15 protein-coding genes are annotated in these 17,927 nt (G+C 71.6%); 9 read left to right on the top strand and 6 right to left on the bottom strand.

All coding sequences use genetic code 11. The features are described from left to right. The first annotated feature begins 455 nt into the window (after positions 1–455). Genes folP through BKH28_RS07085 form a run of 5 tightly spaced genes read left to right on the top strand, consistent with a single transcriptional unit; the run spans position 456 to position 6,973 of the window. Positions 456–1,343 carry a dihydropteroate synthase gene (gene folP / locus BKH28_RS07065; protein WP_075418134.1) on the top strand — a complete coding sequence of 296 codons (888 nt, stop codon included), beginning with the start codon at positions 456–458 and terminating at the stop codon, positions 1,341–1,343. Continuing rightward, positions 1,340–4,081: a 2-amino-4-hydroxy-6-hydroxymethyldihydropteridine diphosphokinase gene (folK, locus tag BKH28_RS13540; RefSeq protein ID WP_075418135.1), complete on the top strand. Its 2,742-nt coding sequence runs from the start codon at positions 1,340–1,342 to the stop codon at positions 4,079–4,081. The genes folP and folK overlap by 4 nt, the downstream gene beginning before the upstream one ends. Beyond that, positions 4,081–4,581, top strand: a complete 501-nt coding sequence (locus tag BKH28_RS07075; RefSeq protein WP_075418136.1) for a DUF3180 family protein — start codon at positions 4,081–4,083, stop codon at positions 4,579–4,581. Before folK ends, BKH28_RS07075 begins: the two co-directional genes overlap by 1 nt. Continuing rightward, on the top strand, positions 4,578–5,153 hold the full coding sequence (locus BKH28_RS07080; RefSeq protein WP_075418137.1) for a PH domain-containing protein: 576 nt from the start codon (positions 4,578–4,580) through the stop codon (positions 5,151–5,153). The genes BKH28_RS07075 and BKH28_RS07080 overlap by 4 nt, the downstream gene beginning before the upstream one ends. After that, the gene (locus BKH28_RS07085) at positions 5,150–6,973 is read left to right on the top strand and encodes a PH domain-containing protein (RefSeq protein ID WP_081380078.1); all 1,824 of its coding nucleotides are present in this window, start codon (positions 5,150–5,152) and stop codon (positions 6,971–6,973) included. Before BKH28_RS07080 ends, BKH28_RS07085 begins: the two co-directional genes overlap by 4 nt. Here the strand turns inward: BKH28_RS07085 and BKH28_RS07090 are convergent. Continuing rightward, positions 6,912–7,895 (bottom strand): Rossmann-like and DUF2520 domain-containing protein, encoded by a 984-nt coding sequence (locus tag BKH28_RS07090; protein ID WP_178388845.1) that lies wholly within the window; start codon positions 7,893–7,895, stop codon positions 6,912–6,914. The two genes, BKH28_RS07085 and BKH28_RS07090, sit on opposite strands and share 62 nt — an antisense overlap. Positions 7,896–7,958: 63 nt before the next feature. On the opposite strand from BKH28_RS07090, the gene panC reads away from it, so the two are divergent. From panC to BKH28_RS07110, 4 genes are all read left to right on the top strand, one after another. After that, positions 7,959–8,966, top strand: coding sequence for a pantoate--beta-alanine ligase (panC, locus tag BKH28_RS07095; protein WP_075418138.1), 1,008 nt, complete (start codon positions 7,959–7,961; stop codon positions 8,964–8,966). A 247-nt stretch (positions 8,967–9,213) separates the two neighbouring features. Beyond that, a complete protein-coding gene (gene panD / locus BKH28_RS07100; RefSeq protein ID WP_003789149.1) occupies positions 9,214–9,669 on the top strand; it encodes an aspartate 1-decarboxylase in 456 nt (151 codons plus the stop codon). A gap of 78 nt (positions 9,670–9,747) precedes the next feature. Further along, positions 9,748–10,947, top strand: coding sequence for a hypothetical protein (locus tag BKH28_RS07105; protein ID WP_075418139.1), 1,200 nt, complete (start codon positions 9,748–9,750; stop codon positions 10,945–10,947). Between the two features lie 103 nt (positions 10,948–11,050). After that, positions 11,051–12,739 (top strand): lysine--tRNA ligase, encoded by a 1,689-nt coding sequence (locus BKH28_RS07110; RefSeq protein WP_143224096.1) that lies wholly within the window; start codon positions 11,051–11,053, stop codon positions 12,737–12,739. Between the two features lie 99 nt (positions 12,740–12,838). Here BKH28_RS07110 and BKH28_RS07115 read toward each other — a convergent pair whose 3' ends face one another. From BKH28_RS07115 to BKH28_RS07135, 5 genes are all read right to left on the bottom strand, one after another. After that, positions 12,839–13,396, bottom strand: coding sequence for a DivIVA domain-containing protein (locus BKH28_RS07115; protein ID WP_075418141.1), 558 nt, complete (start codon positions 13,394–13,396; stop codon positions 12,839–12,841). Then, positions 13,393–14,130: a pentapeptide repeat-containing protein gene (locus tag BKH28_RS07120; RefSeq protein WP_178388846.1), complete on the bottom strand. Its 738-nt coding sequence runs from the start codon at positions 14,128–14,130 to the stop codon at positions 13,393–13,395. The genes BKH28_RS07115 and BKH28_RS07120 overlap by 4 nt, the downstream gene beginning before the upstream one ends. A gap of 210 nt (positions 14,131–14,340) precedes the next feature. Then, positions 14,341–16,554: an FtsX-like permease family protein gene (locus BKH28_RS07125; RefSeq protein ID WP_075418143.1), complete on the bottom strand. Its 2,214-nt coding sequence runs from the start codon at positions 16,552–16,554 to the stop codon at positions 14,341–14,343. Beyond that, positions 16,551–17,357 carry an ABC transporter ATP-binding protein gene (locus BKH28_RS07130; RefSeq protein ID WP_075418144.1) on the bottom strand — a complete coding sequence of 269 codons (807 nt, stop codon included), beginning with the start codon at positions 17,355–17,357 and terminating at the stop codon, positions 16,551–16,553. Before BKH28_RS07130 ends, BKH28_RS07125 begins: the two co-directional genes overlap by 4 nt. Beyond that, on the bottom strand, positions 17,354–17,878 hold the full coding sequence (locus BKH28_RS07135; RefSeq protein ID WP_075418173.1) for a PadR family transcriptional regulator: 525 nt from the start codon (positions 17,876–17,878) through the stop codon (positions 17,354–17,356). Before BKH28_RS07135 ends, BKH28_RS07130 begins: the two co-directional genes overlap by 4 nt. Positions 17,879–17,927 lie beyond the last annotated feature (49 nt).

The following is a 17,927-nucleotide window of genomic DNA, read 5'->3' on the forward strand; positions in this document are numbered from 1 at the left end:
GGCGCCTGGGGGACCGGCGTGGGACTGATGGTGCGGCCGGAGGACGGCGGTTGGTGCGGGTGTGTCATCTCATGACCCTTCTCGGTGGCTGGCTCGTGTGGTGGGCGGAGCCGGTCGCTTGTCATGCGATGCCCGGGACTGCCCTGGTGACGCGAAAAACCCTAGAAATGGCGCCATCGAGCCGGAATGCGTCGAAGGGACGGACTGCGGCGGCGTCTCCGCCTTTCGAGGGAGGTCCGCTGCTGCCGGCAGTGGCGGACCCAGTCACTTCCAGCCGTGACCCCCAGTCACTTCGACCAAAACTTCATAGACGACACGGCTCCGCGTCTTCTATGAAGTTTTGGTCGATGTGGGGTGCCCTGGTCCCGCCGGATCGTGTCCCGGCTCTCAGTTTGTGGTGGGCTGAAGATGTTTCGGTCCTCCCGCAGCGGCGGGCCAACCGTTAGCCTGACCCTGTGACGATTCTTCCCACCGCCGCCCCGGCCCCCCTGCCGGGGTTCGTGCCCCGCGACCGGACGCTCCTCATGGGCGTCCTCAACGTCACTCCCGACTCCTTCTCCGACGGCGGCCGCTGGGTCGACCCCGAGGCGGCCGTCGCCCACGCCCGCGAGCTCATCGCCCAGGGCGCCGACATCATCGACGTCGGCGGGGAATCCACCCGTCCCGGCGCCCAGAGGGTCGACGTCGACACCGAGATCACCAGGGTTCTGCCCGTGGTGCGCGCGCTCCTCGCTGACGGGGCCGGCGGGACCGACGCTGCCGGCAGCGCCATCATCTCGGTGGACACCATCCACGCCGCCACCGCCGAGGCCGCCATCGACGCCGGCGCCCACATCATCAACGACGTCTCCGGGGGCCTGGCCGACCCGGCCATGCACGCCCTCATCGCCCGCACCGGCGTTGTCTATGTCTGCCAGCACTGGCGCGGCGACCCCGAGACCATGGACCGGCTCACCGACTACCCGGGAGGCGTCGTCGCCGGAGTCGAGGCCGAGCTGCGCGAGCGCCTGGCCGAGCTGGACGCCGCCGGGGTCGACCGCTCCCAGGTGGTCCTGGACCCCGGTCTCGGCTTCGCCAAGACCCACGCCCAGTCCTGGGAGCTGCTGGCGGCCACCTCCCGCCTCATCGCCGACCTCGACCGGCCGCTCCTCGTCGGGGCCTCCCGCAAGCGCTTCCTCGCCCAGGCCGCCGAGGCCGAGGCCACCCCCGTCCAGCGCGACGCCGTCACCGCCGCCACCACCGCCCTGGCCGCCGCCGCAGGCGCCTGGGCCGTCAGAGTCCACGAGGTCCCGGCCAACCGGGCCGCCGTCCGCACCGCCTCCCTCTGGAAGGAACACCAGTGAGCACCACCGTCTCCGCGACCACCGACCGGATCAGCCTCATCGGCCTGTCCGCCCGTGGGCACCACGGCGTCCTGCCCTTCGAACGCGAGGAGGGCCAGCTCTTCACGGTCGACGTCATCCTCGACCTGGGGCAGCGCGGCACCGCCGTGGCCGCCGTCACCGACTCGGTGACCGACGCCGTCGACTACTCCCGCGTGGCCAACGGCATCGTGAGCATCATTGAGGGGGAGCCGGTCAACCTCATCGAGTCCCTGGCGGACCGGATCGCCGAGCGGGTCCTGTCCTTCCCTCGCGTCGTGGCCGCCGAGGTCACCGTGCACAAGCCCCAGGCCCCCCTCGATGTCGCCTTCGAGGACGTCTCGGTGACCATCCACCGGGTGGCCGACGCCGCAGCCGGCCACGGCGGGGCCCCCGCCACCAGCCAGGCCGCCTGGGCCGCGCAGGCCGAGGCGCCGGTGGCCGTCTCCGCCCAGCCCTATGCCTCTCCCTCCTCCTCGGCCTCCCCGGTGGCGGCCCCCTCACCGGCGGCGCCCACCTACGAGCCCCCCGCCGCCACGGCCTCGGCGCCCCTCGCCTCGGAGGCCCCCGACTTCGCGGGCGCCTCTTTCGCCGGCGGCGACGCAGCCGCCGCGCCGGAGGTGCCGACCTCCGAGCCTCCCATCACCCCGACGCCCTCGCCGGCCTCGCCGCTGGAGGCGCCTGCCCGCTCGCCCTTCGCGGCCGCCGCGCCCTCGATCCCCACGCCGATGCCGATCGAGTCGAGCCTCCCCGGTGGGGACGCCGAGTCGACCCAGTCCTGGGCGCCGGACTGGGCCGCCGACGGCGCCGACTCCTCCGTCTCATCGGTCTCCTCCTGGGCTCCTGAGGCTCCCGAGGCCTCGGAGACCTCGGATGCCTCCAGCGCGGCAGCCGGTTCCTACGCCGCATCGAGTGCGCTGGAGACCCCCTCGACCAGCGCCCCCACCGCGGCCTCCGCCGGCAGGACCGCCGGCGCCGACGGATTCGTGAGCCTGGCGGCCGACGCGCTGGGCGCGGTGCCCTCTGCCACCGAGCCGGAGCCCGCCGCCCCCAGCTACGCCCAGGAGGTGGCTGCCGACGCCTCCGCAGGAGCCTCGTCCGAGCCGGCCTCTGCCGCCGGCGACCTCGCTGTCCGGCTGCCCCACGAAGGCCGCCACGTGGCCTCCTCCGAGGATGATGAGGAGCAGGCCGCCTCCGCCGTCGAGAGCTCCGCGAGCCTGCTGAGCGGATCCGTCGCCTTTGACGAGTCCGGTTCCTACAGCGGAGCCGCCTACAACCAGACCGGCTACGACGGGGACGCCGCCTCCGAGACGGCGGGCGCCGACGCGGCCGGCTTCTCCTTCCCCGCGCTGGGCGGTGACGCCTCCAGCTCCCGGACCACCGACACCGACGGATTCATTGACGCCTCCTCCGTCCCGGCCTCCCAGCCTCTGGGTGAGCCGGAGCCCAGTGCCTTCGCCGTCCCTGGTGAGTACCCCGGGGCCGTGAGCCAGGAGAGCGCGGCGCCGGCCTACTCCGAGCCCTCCTACTCCCAGCCCTCCGTCTCTGAGGACTTCTCCCAGTCCGCTGACGGCTTGTACGCCGCGCCGTCGATGCAGTCCGACTTCCCGGGCGCCGCGGCCCCCGGCACCGCACCGGCGGCGGCCCCCGCCGCGCCTGAGGCTCCGGCTGCTCCCGCCGCTCCGGTTGACCCGCTCGCCGAGCGGCCCGCCCGCCCCGTCAGCGTCGTCTTCGGCCTGGGCGCCAACGTCGGCGGCGTCGTGGACTCCTTGCGCACGGCCGTCCAGAGTCTCAAGGCCGCCGAGGGCATCGAGGTCACGCAGGTGGCACCGCTGGCCCGCACGGTCGCCGTCGTCGCCGAGGGCGCCGAGCCCCAGCCCGACTACCTCAACACGGTGGTCACAGCCATGACGACCCTCTCCCCGCGAGAGCTGCTCGAGGTCTGCCAGTCCCTGGAGACCGCGGCCGGGCGCGTGCGCACCGAGCCGTGGGGCGTGCGCACTCTGGACGTCGACCTGGTTGATGTCGAGGGCGTCACCTCCGCCGACCCGGCCCTGTCCCTGCCGCACCCGCGCGCCGCTGAGCGCGCCTTCGTCCTCGTGCCGTGGAGCCAGGCCGACCCCTTCGCCGAGCTGTCCGGGCGCTCCGTGTCCGAGCTCGCCGAGAACGCCCCCGACCGCGGTGGCCTGCGCTGGCTGGCCTTCGACTGGCTCGACTCCGACGCCCTGCCGGACAAGCCCACCGGCCCCTACGTGGAGCCCCCGGTGGAGCAGGCCGCCGCCGGCGCCGAGCCCGGTCTGGTCTACGACGCCACCCGTGACGAGTCCTCCGTGGCCGACGCCTCCCTGTCCGCCGACTACGCCGGCAGCGTCTCCGACGTCTCATCGGCCGCCGCAGAGCCCGCCGCCCCCGCGCAGCCCCTCAGTGACCAGCCGCAGGCTGAGCCGGCGCCCTTCGATCAGCTGCCGTTCGACTCCTCCAACGAGGCGAACGCCTGGACCGGGCAGGCCCCGCAGGTCGACTCGCCCTACCAGGCCGCCTCGGCCCCTGAGGCGGCCGGGCCGCAGGGCGCCTACGCCCCCGGCCACACGGACGGCCCGGGCGAGTTCCCCAACGACCAGCAGAATGACGCCGCCGGGGACGCCTGGAGGTCCCCGCTCCAGTGGAACGACGTCATCGGCGGTGGCGCCCAGGGGACAGGTCCCCGTCAGGACGTCTGATGCGGCGCACCCGCTGGACCAGTGCCGTCACCTGGTTCATCGCCGCGGCAGTGGCCTCCTGGGTGATCGGTGACCTCCTTCTGCGTCACGTCGGCTGGGTCCCCGTCCTCTCCCCCTGGGGGGCGGTGACCGCGCTGGTCATCGCCGGGATCGTCCTGGTGGCCGGTCTGGCGGTCAGGCGTCTGCGGGCGCGCGAGCACACCTGGATCACCCCTACCGGCGCAGCCACCACGGCCGCCGCCGCCCAGGCCTCAGCCATCGTGGGGGCGGTCCTGGGCGGCGTCTACGGCGGCGGGATCATCCTGGCGCTGGTGACACCGCGCTCGCCGGCCATGACTCACCTGGCCTGGACCTCGACCGGGTGCCTCATCGCCTGCCTCGTGTGGTGCATCATCGGTTTCGTCGTCGAGCAGTGGTGCTCCATCTCCGGTGACGGCGACGACGACGGTGCATCGGGCACCTCCGGGCGGGCCCCCGAAGGACCAGGAGCTCCCGCATGACCAGTCCCGACGCCGTCCCCGCTGCCCCCGCCACCTCCGCCGTCCCGGCCTCCGGCCATGGCTACGAGCCGGCCGTGCGGCCACCTGCCGGCGCCGACCCCTTCGCCCCCGACGGCGTCGTCTTCCACCCGGTCTCGCACCGCCTCATCACCGCCCGCATCCTGGGAGTCGGTCTCTTCTGCGCCGTCCTCGTCATCGGCTTCGTCATCCCCGGGGTGCTCTTCTCCTCCGGATTCTTCATCCCGGCGGCGCTCGCCCCGATCCTGTTCATCTGGCAGCTCTGGCTCATTCCGCGCCAGGTGCGGGCCATGGGCTACGCCCTGGCGGACAACCACCTCCTGTGGCGCCACGGCGTCATGTTCCGCTCCATCACCGTCACCCCGTACGGGCGCATGCAGTTCGTGGACACCTCCCAGGGGCCGCTCGCCCGCCGGCTGGGCATCGCCGAGGTCAGGCTCCACACGGCCTCGGCCAGCACCGACGCCACGATCAACGGGCTGCCGGTGGCCGAGGCCGAGAACCTGCGCCAGGTCCTGTCCCAGCGCGGTGAGGAGAGGATGGCCGGGCTGTGAGCTCCAGCTGGGAGAGCAGGCTGGAGGCCGCCCGGAAGGCGAGGGCGGGGGACTCGGGGGAGAGTGAGCCCACCGCCTCCCGGGACCTGACCCTTCCCGACAACGTCACCTGGCACCGCGTCAGCCTCATCACGCCGCTGCTGGAGGGCTGGAAGATCGTCACCGGTGTCCTCGCCTTCGTCACGGCCCAGAACCTCGACGAGCTGGTGCGCGCCTATCAGTTCATCAGCGAGCACGGCTTCTCCCCGGGCGGTCAGATCGGCTACTACCTGCTCGGTCTGGTCGCACTCATCGTCGTGTGGGCGGGCCTCGGACTGCTCAGCTGGTGGCGGCGCGCCTACGCCGTGGACGCCGACGGTGTCTACCTGCGCTCGGGCATCCTCAGCCGCAAGCTGCGCACAGCCCGTCTGCCTCGCATCCAGTCCGTCGACGTCGTCCACCCCCTGCTCGGACGCCTCTTCGGCCTGGGGAAGCTGACCGTCGAGGTCGCCGGCGGCCGGAACTCGCGGGTCGTCATCGGCTTCCTCACCACCCGTGAGCTCCAGGCCCTGCGTGACCGCATCCTCGACCTGGCCGCCGGACAGATCGACATGCCCGGACCCGCCTCGGAGGACGGTGCCGTCCAAGACAACGGAGCGGGCTACGACACCGGCGGCATCGACGGTCTCGCTTCCACCGCCCGACCCGAGGGCCTCACGCCGGAGAGGGCCACGGGCTCGGAGAGCGCCACTGGCTCCATGCCGCGCTCCCCGCATCTGCGGGCCTCCCACTTCCAGGAATACCCGCTCTACAGCGTCGACGGCGCCACCCTCCTCGGGTCCCTGCTGCGCAGCTCCTCGGTCTATGTGCTCGGGCTGACGATCATCGGCACGCTTGCGGTAGGGATCCTCATCCTCATCACGGACTCCGTGACCGGCGGCGAAGCGTTGACGCTCATCTCGTCCTACATCACGATCGTCATCGCGATGGCGACCATCGTGTGGAGCCACTTCAACAGTGCCTGGAACTTCCACGCCGCCGCCACCCCCAGCGGTATCCGCATGAGCTATGGCCTCACCTCGGAGACCTCCCGGACGCTCCCGCCCGGGCGGGTCCACGGTGTCGGGCTCGTCGGGCCGATCCTGTGGCGCCGCAAGGACTGGTGGAAGGTGAATGTCACCGTGGCCGGCCGCGACGAGAACCCCCATGACGGCCAGACTCGGGAGATCGGCAACCTGCTCCTGCCCGTGGGGAGCCGGGACACCGCCCTGCGCGCACTGTGGCTCGTGGTCCCCGACCTGGGGGTACCCGACCCGGACACTCTGCTCACCCAGGTCCTCACCGGCCGCGACGACGACGGCGTCGGCGACCCGCAGGCCCCTGCGGGCTCGACTGAGCGCGGCTTCGTTCGCCTCAGCCGCAGGGGGCGGCTCTTCCGTCCCCTGACCTGGCGGCGCGCGGCCATTGTCCTCACTGACACCTGTGTCATCATCCGACACGGACGCTGGCGACGGCGAGTCGCCGTCTTCCCCTACGAGCGCATCCAGTCCCTGCGCGTGCGCCAGGGGCCGCTGGCGCGCCGGCGGAGCCTGGCCTCCCTCCGGCTCGACATGGTCGCCCAAGAGGTCCCCACCTCGATCACGAATCTCGACGCCGCCGACGCCAAGGAGCTTGCGGCGAGGATCAGCGAGCGGGCGCTGCGCCGCTCCCGCGCAGAGCAGCTCGACCGGTGGCTCGCGCGCGCCGTCGCCGCCACTCAGGCCGCTGATCCCTCGCAGGTCAGTCCTCGAGCCGCTCCGGGCCCAGGACCTCGCGCAGGCGCAGAGCCTGCTCGGTGGTGAGACGCCCGACGGCCTCGCAGCGCTCGGTGGTGGCGGCGGCCAACTGCCGGTAGGAGGCGACGACGTCGTCGAGACCCCGCCCCTCGCCGTCGCGCAACGAGGAGAGCGCCTCCAGGTGGGAGGCCACTGTTCCGGCGTCGCCCCGGGAGACCGGGCCGGTCAGTCCCGCCTCGCCCTCGTGCAGGGCCCGGTCCAGGGCCGCCGTGAGCAGGGGGCCGAGCGTGGCCGCGCCGTCCTCGACCCCGGCGGCCGCCAGCACCCGGACGGCCTGCGTCACCACAGTCAGCAGGTGGTTGGCGCCATGGGCGAGAGCAGCGTGGTAGGTCGGGCGCGCCGACTCCTCCAGGACGAAGGGCTCCCCGCCGAGCTCGACCACCAGCGCCTGCGCGATCGGAAGCACCGCGGCGGGCGCGGTCACGGCCATCGGGCAGCCGACGAGCCGGGCCACATCCGTGGAGAACCCGGAGAAGGTCATCGCCGGGTGGATCGCCAGCGGAATCGCCCCGCAGCGCTGAGCCGGTGCGAGCACGGCGGCGCCGTAGCGACCCGAGGTGTGGGCCACCAGCTGGCCCGGCTGCCAGCGCTCCAGATCCGCCAGCCCCTGGACGAGCGGCTCCAGGGCGTCGTCGGGCACGGCCAGCAGGACCAGCTCGGCGCGCTCGACGATCTCCTCGACCTCCAGAACCGGGACACCCGGCAGCAGCATCTCGGCGCGCTCACGCGAGTCCTCCGAGACCGCGTGGACGCCGACCACCTGGTGCTCCACCGCGCGCAACGCGCAGCCCAGGACCGCCCCGACGCGCCCGGCGGAGATGATGCCAATGCCCAACCGGCCCGGCCTGCTCGGAGTGGCCGGTGCGATCGGGGCACGGCCCACGTGCTCGCCGCCTACGCCGGGACCCGTGCCATCGATGTCGCTCATGCCCCGATGCTCTCATGCCCGCGGCTCCCGGCGGATTCGGCACCGTCCAGCAGGGCGACTAGCGTGGGGCACGTGAGCACCGAATCCGCACCGACGCCCGTTCCCGCCCCCCGATCAACCGGCGCCGCAACCGTCCTCGCCCGCAGCCGAGCCGACCTCGCCTCCGCCCTGGCCGAGTCCCCCGACCCGCGGGCGGTCGTCATGACCATGGGCGCCCTCCACGAGGGCCACTTCGATCTCGTGCGTGAGGCCGCCCGGCGCGTCGGGCCGACCGGCACAGTGGCGGTCACCATCTTCGTCAACCCCCTGCAGTTCGCCCCCACCGAGGACCTCGACTCCTACCCGCGTGACCTCGAGGGCGACCTGGCCGGCCTCGCCCGGACCCTCACCGGCGCCGACGGCTCCCTGGGCGTGGGACGGCTCATCGTCTTCGCCCCCACCCCGGAGGTCATCTACCCGGCCGGGCAGCCGGCGGTGCGCATCGATCCCGGTCCCATCGCCACCGTCCTGGAGGGCCGTACCCGCCCCACCCACTTCGCCGGCGTCTGCCAGGTGGTGCTCACCCTCATGCACCTGACCATGCCGCGCTGGGCGCTGTTCGGCCGCAAGGACGCCCAACAGCTGGCGATCATCGAGTCCATGGTGCGCGACCTCGCCGTCCCGCTGGAGATCGTGCCGGTCGACATCCGCCGCGAGAGTGACGGCCTGGCCATGAGCTCACGCAACGCCTACCTCAGCCCTGAGCAGCGCCGCCAGGCCCTGGCCCTGTCCCGCGCGCTCCACGCCGGCCGGGACGCCGCCGCGCAGGGGGCCGGTTCCGGCACCCGCCCGGATCCCGCTGCCATCCGCCGGGCCGCCCTGGCGTCCCTGGAGGCGGCCGACGGCGTCGAGGTCGACTACGTGGCCCTCGTCGCCCCGGACAGCTTCGAGGACCTGGCCGGCGCCGGTCTCGGCCTGCCGCGCAGAGAGTCGGCGAGGGAGGGGCTGCCCTCCGTGGGCCTACTCGCCGTCGCCGCCCGCGTGGGCACTACCCGCCTCATCGACAACGCCCTCATCGACCTGCGCCCCTGACCGCCTCGCTCGGCCAGGGGCTCGCGCGGGCCGGGCGCGCCGCGAACCGGGCCGGCCCGGCGTGAGGACGCATATGAGTCCTCGAGGACGCACCCTTGAGGAACAGTCCCGGAGCCCTATGGTGCGTCCTCGGGAACCGGCGGGCCGGGGCCTGGCCCCGCTCAGGCCCGACCGCGCCTGTCAGGTCGCTCACCCTGTGCCGCACCGTACAGTGCGCCGGGCCCGCCGCCGTCTACGCTGTGCGGCGATGAGCTCCCGCACCCGGACGATGATGACGTCCAAGATCCACCGCGCCACCGTGACCCAGGCCGACCTCGACTACGTCGGCTCCATCACGGTGGACATCGACCTGCTCGAGGCCGCCGACCTGCTTCCCGGCGAGCGCGTCGACATCTGCAACTGCACCAACGGCAACCGCCTGTCCACCTACGTCATCCCCGGCGAGCGCGGCGCGGGGGAGATCTGCGTCAACGGCGCCGCCGCCCACCTGGTCAGCCCCGGCGACGTCGTCATCCTCATCGCCTACTCCCAGATGTCCGACGCCGAGGCCCGCACCTACCTGCCCCGGGTCGTCTTCGTTGACGAGGCCAACCGGATCGTGGAGCGTGGCACCGACCCCGGCCAGATCCCGGCCGACTCCGACGTCGCCCGCCTCCAGGGCCTGCGGCCCACCGGCATCCCCCTGGCCGAGGCCCGCGCCTGACCGCTCTGCGGGCCGCCGCCCTACCAGGCCGTCCCGAACCGCCCCCGACACCGCCGTGCTCCGATAAGGTCGGGAAGCATGCTGGGGCAGTTCAAGGACGAGGACATCTACGAGCTCTACACCACTCGAGAGCTGACGATCGAGGGTGTGCGCGCGGCGCTGCCGGACCTCACCGTCGAGGGCAACGACGGGGACGGAACCCACCTGCGCATCCGCGATGGTCACCTGCTGGTCCTCGAGCTGGAGGAGACCTCTCTGGACGTGCAGCTCGACTTCGTCGACTACGTCAAGGAGGTCTCCGGCTACCCCGATCTGCCCTACTGCTACCGGCTCACCTGGCCCAAGAGCTGGTTCCGAGGCGACTCGGCCAGCAAGAGGGCCCTGGCGTCGGCGCAGACCCTCGCCCGCTGGAACGACGGCGTCGTGGCCCTGTTCTTCGAGCACGTGGTACAGCCGCAGGAAGCCCTGTCCGCGCCCCACTTCAATCCCGACGTCTACGAGAAGGACTGGGAGCGGCTTGACGAGGACGTTCAGGTGGTCGAGATGCGGGCCTACGTGCGCGAGTCCGTCTGCCCCGATCCGGTCAAGGCCTGGATGCGCGCCATCTGGCGAGTGGCCCCGCACTGGAGCCCCACCGAGTACACCGGCCAGGCACGCATGCTGCCACTGAGCGAGACCACGATCGAGGCCGCCGATGATCGCAGGTATGTCGATGACGTCGGGGTCTTCCTGACCGGGCCCGCACCGATCAGTACGGCGACGTTCTTTGGCCTCGAGGAGGATCCTCACGGCATGTACATGGTTGAGTGGGTGGCCGAGCTGGCACCCCTCAGCCCCGGCGACCTGGACCTCCTCCACGAGCTGCTGCTCGAGGCCTGCGACGAGCTCGGCGCCGACCTGGCCTGGGCGCAGGTCCTCGATGGATGGAATCACTCCTACGACGGCGACGTCATGCCCGGCTACCTCAGAGCCGAGCAGCCCCAGTCCCTGGCCGCCGACGGCGTCATCCTGAGTGGGCTTCCCTCCATCCCGGTCCCGTGGTGCTACCTCGGGCCCGACTACACCAGGCTGCTCTCTGCCTTCCTCATTCGCACACCACCCCAGTGGGAGCAGCGCCCCACGGCCCGCGGCACCGCCCTGCGCCTGAGCCGGGTTCCGGTCAAGGGTGAGGCCCTGGGCCCCACCTGGTTCCCGGCCGAGTACTGCGTGTCCGTGCACCGCAGCCGGAAGGGAGAGGAAACCGTGACCGGGGCCGCTGTCGTGCCCACCTGGACCTGACCGGTGGAACCGCCGCCCGGTGTGACCAGGATCGGAGGTGGATCGGGCGTCGTCGGTCCCCAGGGGGCGGTCGGGGAGGGCCGGCGCCGTTAGACTCCTTCATGTGACAGACGAGAGCACCCCCAGCCCTGACCCGACCGCCACCGACGCCGCCGGCACCCAGTCGCCGAAGTCTGCAGACGATTCATCGGCCCAGCCCAAGCAGCCCAAGGCCGACCCGGGCCCGGGCGAGCAGTTCGAGGTCCGCGCAGGCAAGCGCGAGCGCCTGCGCGGCGAGGGCTGGGACCCCTACCCGGTCTCAGTGCCCGTCACCACCACCATCGCCGCCGTGCGCGAGGGCTACGCCCACCTCGAGGCCGGAGACGAGACCGACGACGTCGTCGGAGTGGCCGGCCGTGTCGTCTTCCTGCGCAACACCGGCCGCCTGTGCTTCGTCACCCTCCAGGACGGGGCCGGAACCACCCTGCAGGCCATGCTCTCGGCCAAGGCCCTGCCCGCCGAGGGCCACACCGCGCTCGCGGCCTTCAAGGCCGACGTCGACCTGGGCGACCACCTCTTCGTCCACGGCCGCGTCATCTCCTCGCGCCGCGGCGAGCTGTCCGTCATGGCCGAGCCGGTCCTGCGCGAGGGCGCCGAGGCCGCCTCTGCTGGGGACAACGACGTCGAGGTCCCCGCCTGGCGGATCGCCTCCAAGGCGCTGCGCCCCCTGCCCAAGACCTGGACCAACGAGGCCGGCGAGGCGGTGACGCTCTCGGAGGAGCAGCGCGTGCGCCGTCGTGAGCTCGACCTGCTCACCCGGCCCGCCGCCCGCGACATGGTGCGCACCCGCGCCGCCGTCGTGCGCTCCATCCGCGAGAACTTCTTCCGCCGCGACTACCTGGAGCTGGAGACCCCCATGCTCCAGGTCATTCACGGCGGGGCGGCCGCGCGCCCGTTCATCACCCACATGAACGCCTTCGACATGGATCTCTACCTGCGCATCGCCACGGAGATCTACCTCAAGCGCGCCGTGGTCGGCGGCGTCGACCGCGTCTTCGAGATCAACCGCAACTTCCGCAACGAGGGCGCCGACTCATCCCACTCCCCGGAGTTCACGGCCCTGGAGGCCTACGAGGCCTACTCCGACTACGACGGCATGGCCGAGCTGACCCGTAACCTCGTCCAGCAGGCGGCCCGCGACGCCTTCGACCTGCCCGAGGGCGGGGAGGTCGTCACGCTGGCCGACGGCACCGAGTACGACCTGTCGGGCGAGTGGGACAAGATCGACCTCTACACCTCCGTCTCCGAGGCCCTCGGCGAGGAGATCACCGTGGAGACCCCGCGCGAGCAGCTGGTCGCCTACGCCGAGAGGATCGGCCTCGAGATCGACGACTACGCCGTGGCCGGCAAGGTCGTCGAGGACATCTTCGAGGAGCTCGTCGGCAACAAGCTGTGGGCGCCCACCTTCGTCTACGACTTCCCCGAGGACACCTCGCCGCTGACCCGCTACCACCGCAGCAAGCCGGGCCTGACCGAGAAGTGGGACCTCTACGTGCGCGGCTTCGAGACCGCCACCGCCTACTCCGAGCTCGCCGACCCCGTGGTCCAGCGCGAGCGCTTCGAGGCCCAGGCGCTCGCGGCCGCCAAGGGCGACCCCGAGGCCATGGTGCTGGACGAGGACTTCCTCGTGGCCATGGAGCAGGGCTTCCCGCCGTCGGGCGGCATGGGCATGGGCATCGACCGCCTCCTCATGGTGCTCACCGGTCAGGGCATCCGCGAGACCATCACCTTCCCGCTGGTCAAGCGGAGCTGACCCATACTCGGCCTCCCGCGCCGGCCGATCATCGCCGCCTCCGAGCAGGTGATGATCGGCCGGTGTTCTGTCATGGCAGCCCGGCGGGCCTCAGCAGGCCTAGAACCCGGTAGTCCCCAGGCGGTGCTGGGCGGCCTCGAACTCGGCGCGCAGGTAGGCGTTCTCCTGCTGGAGCTGGGCGATGTACTGGTCCCGCTGGGCGATCGCCTCGGCGTACTGGGGGTCGCTCATCGCTCCGCCGCCTCCCGGGACGGTCCCTGCCCCGGTGGTGTAGCCGGCATTCCCGTACGCCCCGGGCGCTGATCCGTAACTCGTGTCCGCCCCGTAGACACTGCCGTTCAGCCGCGCCTCCATGGTCTCCATGGTGGCCACGACCGTATCCAAGAAGGCGTCGACATCCGGCTGCTCGTACCCTTCTCGGAACTTGGATGTCTTGAACCGTATGTTCCTGACGTCCTGGGAGGTCAGAAGTATCTCCGCCTCCTGGTGAGAACCGGTAGTCGCTCCCGGTGCCATTCCAAGGCGCTCCTCGAGTCCCCGCAGCGTGGTGGTCACCTCGTCGAGGAACTCGTCGACCTCGTCCTGAACGTATCCCTCACGGAGTCTCGTGCTATCGAACTTCACGTTGAGGACGTCATCGGATGTCAGTAGCGTCATGCTCGCCTACCCCCTGTTATTGGATTCTGCTCGCCGTCCTGGTCGTCGACCCGCAGCCCCAGGTGCTGAGCCAAGAGCGGCGCGAGCTCGGTGAGCTGCTCGCCGCTGACGGTCGCCCCACCCAAGGAGTCGACGCCGCTGACCACCCTCATCTCCAGCCTCCGCAGGTCGACATCGCTCAGGCTCCCACCGCGCAGGCGCAGCGTGCCCACCTGGCAGTCCTCGAAGCGGACCCGCTCTGCTTCGATGCCGCTCAGGTCCAGCTCGTCGATCCGGGTGCCCCGGATGAGGAGGTCGCGCACAGCGGTCCCGGCGAGGTTGGCGAAGCCCAGACGGCAGTCCTCAACGAGGACGGACTCGACATCGGCGTCGTAGAGCTCCCAGGCCCCGATACGGGAGTCGACCAACTCCACCGTTCGCCATGTGGAGCGCGGGCTGTGAAGGTACGTGGCACTCAGGCGCTCCAGGCGACAGTCGACCAGCCGTGCGGCGGCCAGGTCGGTGTCGTTGGCGAAGACCTCCGAGAACCGGCAGCTCAGCAGGCTGATCGCGGACAGGTCCGAACCGCTCAGGTCCGCCTCGGCCAGCTGCAGATCCTCGACCATCCCACCGGCGGCCAGTTCATCGGCCGCGCCGTCACGCAGGCGACCGAGGCCCGGTGCCGCGAGGACCGGCGGCTTCGGGGAGGCTGCGGTGGAGGAGCCTGCGGCCGTGTCGGTCCGTCCTGCGATCATGGACATGTTCTATCGCAGATCGGCTCCGGGCACCGGGGGTTGTTCTCCCCGGTGCCCGGACGTGACGGAGGGACTCGTGTCCAAATCTGTGACAAAGGAGCTCCGAGGCCATTACTCCGCCGAAAGGAACCGCGGAATCATGCGGTTTTCTTTTCCGCAACTGAGGGTGATCGCGGCCTTTGTCACCGATATGGACACCATGAACCGCCGCTACTCGAATCGGACGGTGGTGCCGGCCAGCATCCGCCTGCCGTAGCGGGCGCTGGCCAGGGTCGCCGCCACCACCAGCGCCAGGCACGCCCCCAGCACCAACCAGTAGCCGCTGCTGGGCCAGCTGATACGGCGTCCTGATACCCCACCGATCAGCGACCACGCGGTCAGCCAACCCAGCCCGATGCTCATGGCCAGGGCGGTGGCCGTCGGCAGCGCCGTCTCGTAGGAGACCGTGGAGCGCAGCGTTGCCGCTGGCATGCCGACCAGTCGCAGCAGGCCGAGGACCCGCCGGCGCCCCAGCAGCGCCGCCACCGTCGACACCCCGAGCGAGACCGCGGAGATGCCCGCGGCGATGAGGATGCCGATGTAACCGAGCTGGGCGAATTGGTTCTCCATGGCACTGCCCTCGAGGGCCCGAATCGAGCTGGGTGAGGTCGGGGAGGTACCCGGGGCCAGGCCGGAGGTGGCCAGAGCGGTGCGGGCCCGCTCGACTGCTCCGGGGCTGGCCGGGTCGGTGCCCACCAGGAGGACGGGAGCGCCTTGCTCATGGGCGGTTTTCAGCTCCCCAGCACTGACCGGTGACGGCGAGGCGGCGGCATTCTCATACAACCACCGGGTGCTGATGCTCACCGCGCCATCGGGGGCCGCCACGTGCGGCGCCCCGAGTGCCTCGGCCTTGTCGGCCTCGAGGATGACCTGACTGTCCTGCGTGCTGTCTCCACGGATCCTCCCCGCGGCGACCGTCGTCACCCCGGGTACGCCGGAGAGCCGGTCGACGGCGCTGTCCAGTACGCCCTCGTCTCTGACCGTCGGCATCACCTCGAGTGTCGTGGGGCTCAGGTGCCCACCGCCCTGCGTGACGTCACGGGTTCCCGCAGCGGCCGTGATGGCGACGGCGAACACCGTCATGGCGTAGACGGCGATGACGACGCCCGCCACCGCTCGGAAGACTGCTCGAGGGTGCTGAGTGATCCGGTTGAAGCCGATGACCTGCGCCGCCGAGCGGGCCAGTGCCCGACCTCCTTGCGCCACCCACCAGGTCAGGACCGGCCCGGCCCACAGCAGCCCCAGCATCGCGCACAGGAAGGAGGCGGGCAGCAGGTAGATGGTCAGATCGGAGTCCTGACGGGCCACCGCCGGAGTGCTGACCAGCCCCGCAGTCCCCAGGATCACGGGCACCAACGAGATGAGGCGCGGGCGGCGCTCGGTGCGTTCTCGGGACCCGCCCAGAGGGCCGAGGTCGGCCCGTCGCGTGCGCCACCAGGCCACGGCCACCGCCCCCGCGGTGGTCACGACGACGGCGAGGACCGCGTTGACCGGTGAGCGCAGCAGGTCGGAGTAGTAGAAGCGACTGGACCTCAGCGTGATCTGCGCGGCCACGGGGATCATGACCAGGTAGAGGCCCACGCCGGCCAGGGCGCCGACGAAGGTGGTGGCCCCGATCTCCAGGGCCGCGGTGCGGGCCACCTGCTGCGGTGTGGCCCCGATGAGGCGCAGTGTGGCGAAGCGCTCGGCCCTCTGCGCCGCCCCCAGGTCCGTGACGATCCCGACGAGCAGCAGCGCGGGCACGAGCACCGCGATGGCACCGATGAGCGTGGCGATCCGATACGCCTCATTCTCGTAGGGGATGCCCTGGAACGAGGTGACCACCTGGGGCGGGATGTAGAACTCGGAGGCGGCCACGGTCCCCAGGTCCGTCCCGACGACGGCCACCAGCGAGTCCGGGCCCTCGACGGCCTCGGGGGCCAGGACACCCACCTGCTTGCCATAGCGGTCGCCGAGCTGGTCGGCGGGGAGGGAGGAGATGCGCTTGGCCAGGGCCGGCGAGGCCAGGTACTCGCCCCGCTTCGGGACGACATCGGCCCCCGGGATCCTCACTGAGGTGGTGCCTGACTCCGGCAGGGCCACCCGTAGAAGCGTGATCGGCCTGTCGCCGACGATGTCGACGTTGCTGGCGACTGCCAGCTCGCTGGTGGTGAGGGTGTGGTCGGGCTGGAAGTCGGTGTGGTTCGACTGCTGGGAAAGGCCGGGCATGAGCGCGGTGGACCCCCAGCTGGAGCGCATGCTGCGCTCGGGGAAGGCCTGGGCGGCGGCCAGCAGCATGAGGAACAGGACCACTCCCACCATGACGCCGGCGACGATCCCGGCCAGGCGGCGTCGGGCGGAGCGGTCGTTGGCGACGAGCAGCCGGGTCAGGGCGATACGGCTCATGACCGGCCCCCGGTAGCGGCGTGCCCGGGCTCCTTTGGTCCGACCACGGCGTGTGTGGCCCCGGGACCGATGCGACCGTCGCGCACGGTGACCTCCTGGTCGGCGTAGGCGGCGATGCGCGCGTCATGGGTGATGATGACCAGGGCGGCGCCTCGGGAGTGCACCGAGTTCAGCAGCACCTCCATGGTCCGCTCGGCGGCCAGGGAGTCCAGGGAGCCGGTGGGCTCGTCGGCGAAGAGCAGACGCGGGTTGGTCACCAGCGCTCGCGCGACGGCGGCCCGCTGCGCCTGCCCGCCCGAGAGCTGGGTGGGGCGTTTGTCCAGGTGCTCGCTGAGCCCCAGCTCGCCCAGGGTCTCGCGGGCCTGGGCCAGCGCCCGCCGGCGCGGGGTGCCCGCCAGGAGCAGGGGGATGGTGACGTTGTCCAGGGCGGAGAGGTCCGGCAGGAGCTGGCCGAATTGGAAGATGAAGCCGAACTCCTTCAGGCGCAGGCGGCTGCGGGCCGCCTCGTCGAGGGCCGCGATGTCCTGGGTCGTGTCGGCTCCGTGGTAGTCGACGCGCCCGGTGTCGGGCACGAGCACCCCGGCCATGACGTGCAGGAGGGTGGACTTGCCCGAGCCCGATGGGCCGGTGACGGCCAGGACCTCACCGGCCGCGACGTCCAGGTCGACGCCGCGCAGCGCGTGGGTCTGCCCGAAGCTCATCTCCAGGCCGCGGGCGCGCATGATGACCTTGTCCGGCGGGTCCGCCTCCCCCCGATCTGGCGTGGGGAGGACATCGGCGGCCGTGGAGGTGGTGGCGTTCATGAGTGCACCTCCTCACGCAGCTCGCTCAGGCGGGCCGCAGTGGTCTCCATCCAGCGCAGGTCGGCCTCGATGTGGAACAGGGCATGGTCGGCCAGCAGCACCGTGCGCAGGTCGCCGTCCTGCTTGAGGCGGGTCAGCTCGCGCATACGCGCCATGTGCTCGGCGCGCTGGAGGTCGAGGAGGCGCCCGGCGTCGTCGTCGAGCATGAGAGCGATGACGGTCTTGGCGAAGATATTGGCCTGGACGTCACCTGCGGGGGCCACCGGAGTCAGCAGCCACTGCTCGACGCTCTGGCGCCCGGCATCGGTGACCTCGTAGCGCTTGCGCTCCGGCCCGGCGCCGGGCTCGGTCTCGACCTGCGTGATGAGCCCGTCGCGCACCAGTCGGGCGAGCGTGGCGTAGACCTGACCATAGGCCAGCGGCTTGGAGGCGGCGAACCAGTGGTCCCAGGAGCGCTTGAGGTCGTAGCCGTGACCCGGCCCGGCGCTGAGCAGTCCAAGAAGAGTGAGTCGGGATTCCATGTCCACAACTACACGCCGAGTGTATACACCGACGACGTACTCCGTGGGG

The organism is Actinomyces oris (assembly GCF_001937665.1).
Classification (GTDB): Bacteria; Actinomycetota; Actinomycetes; order Actinomycetales; family Actinomycetaceae; genus Actinomyces; species Actinomyces stomatis.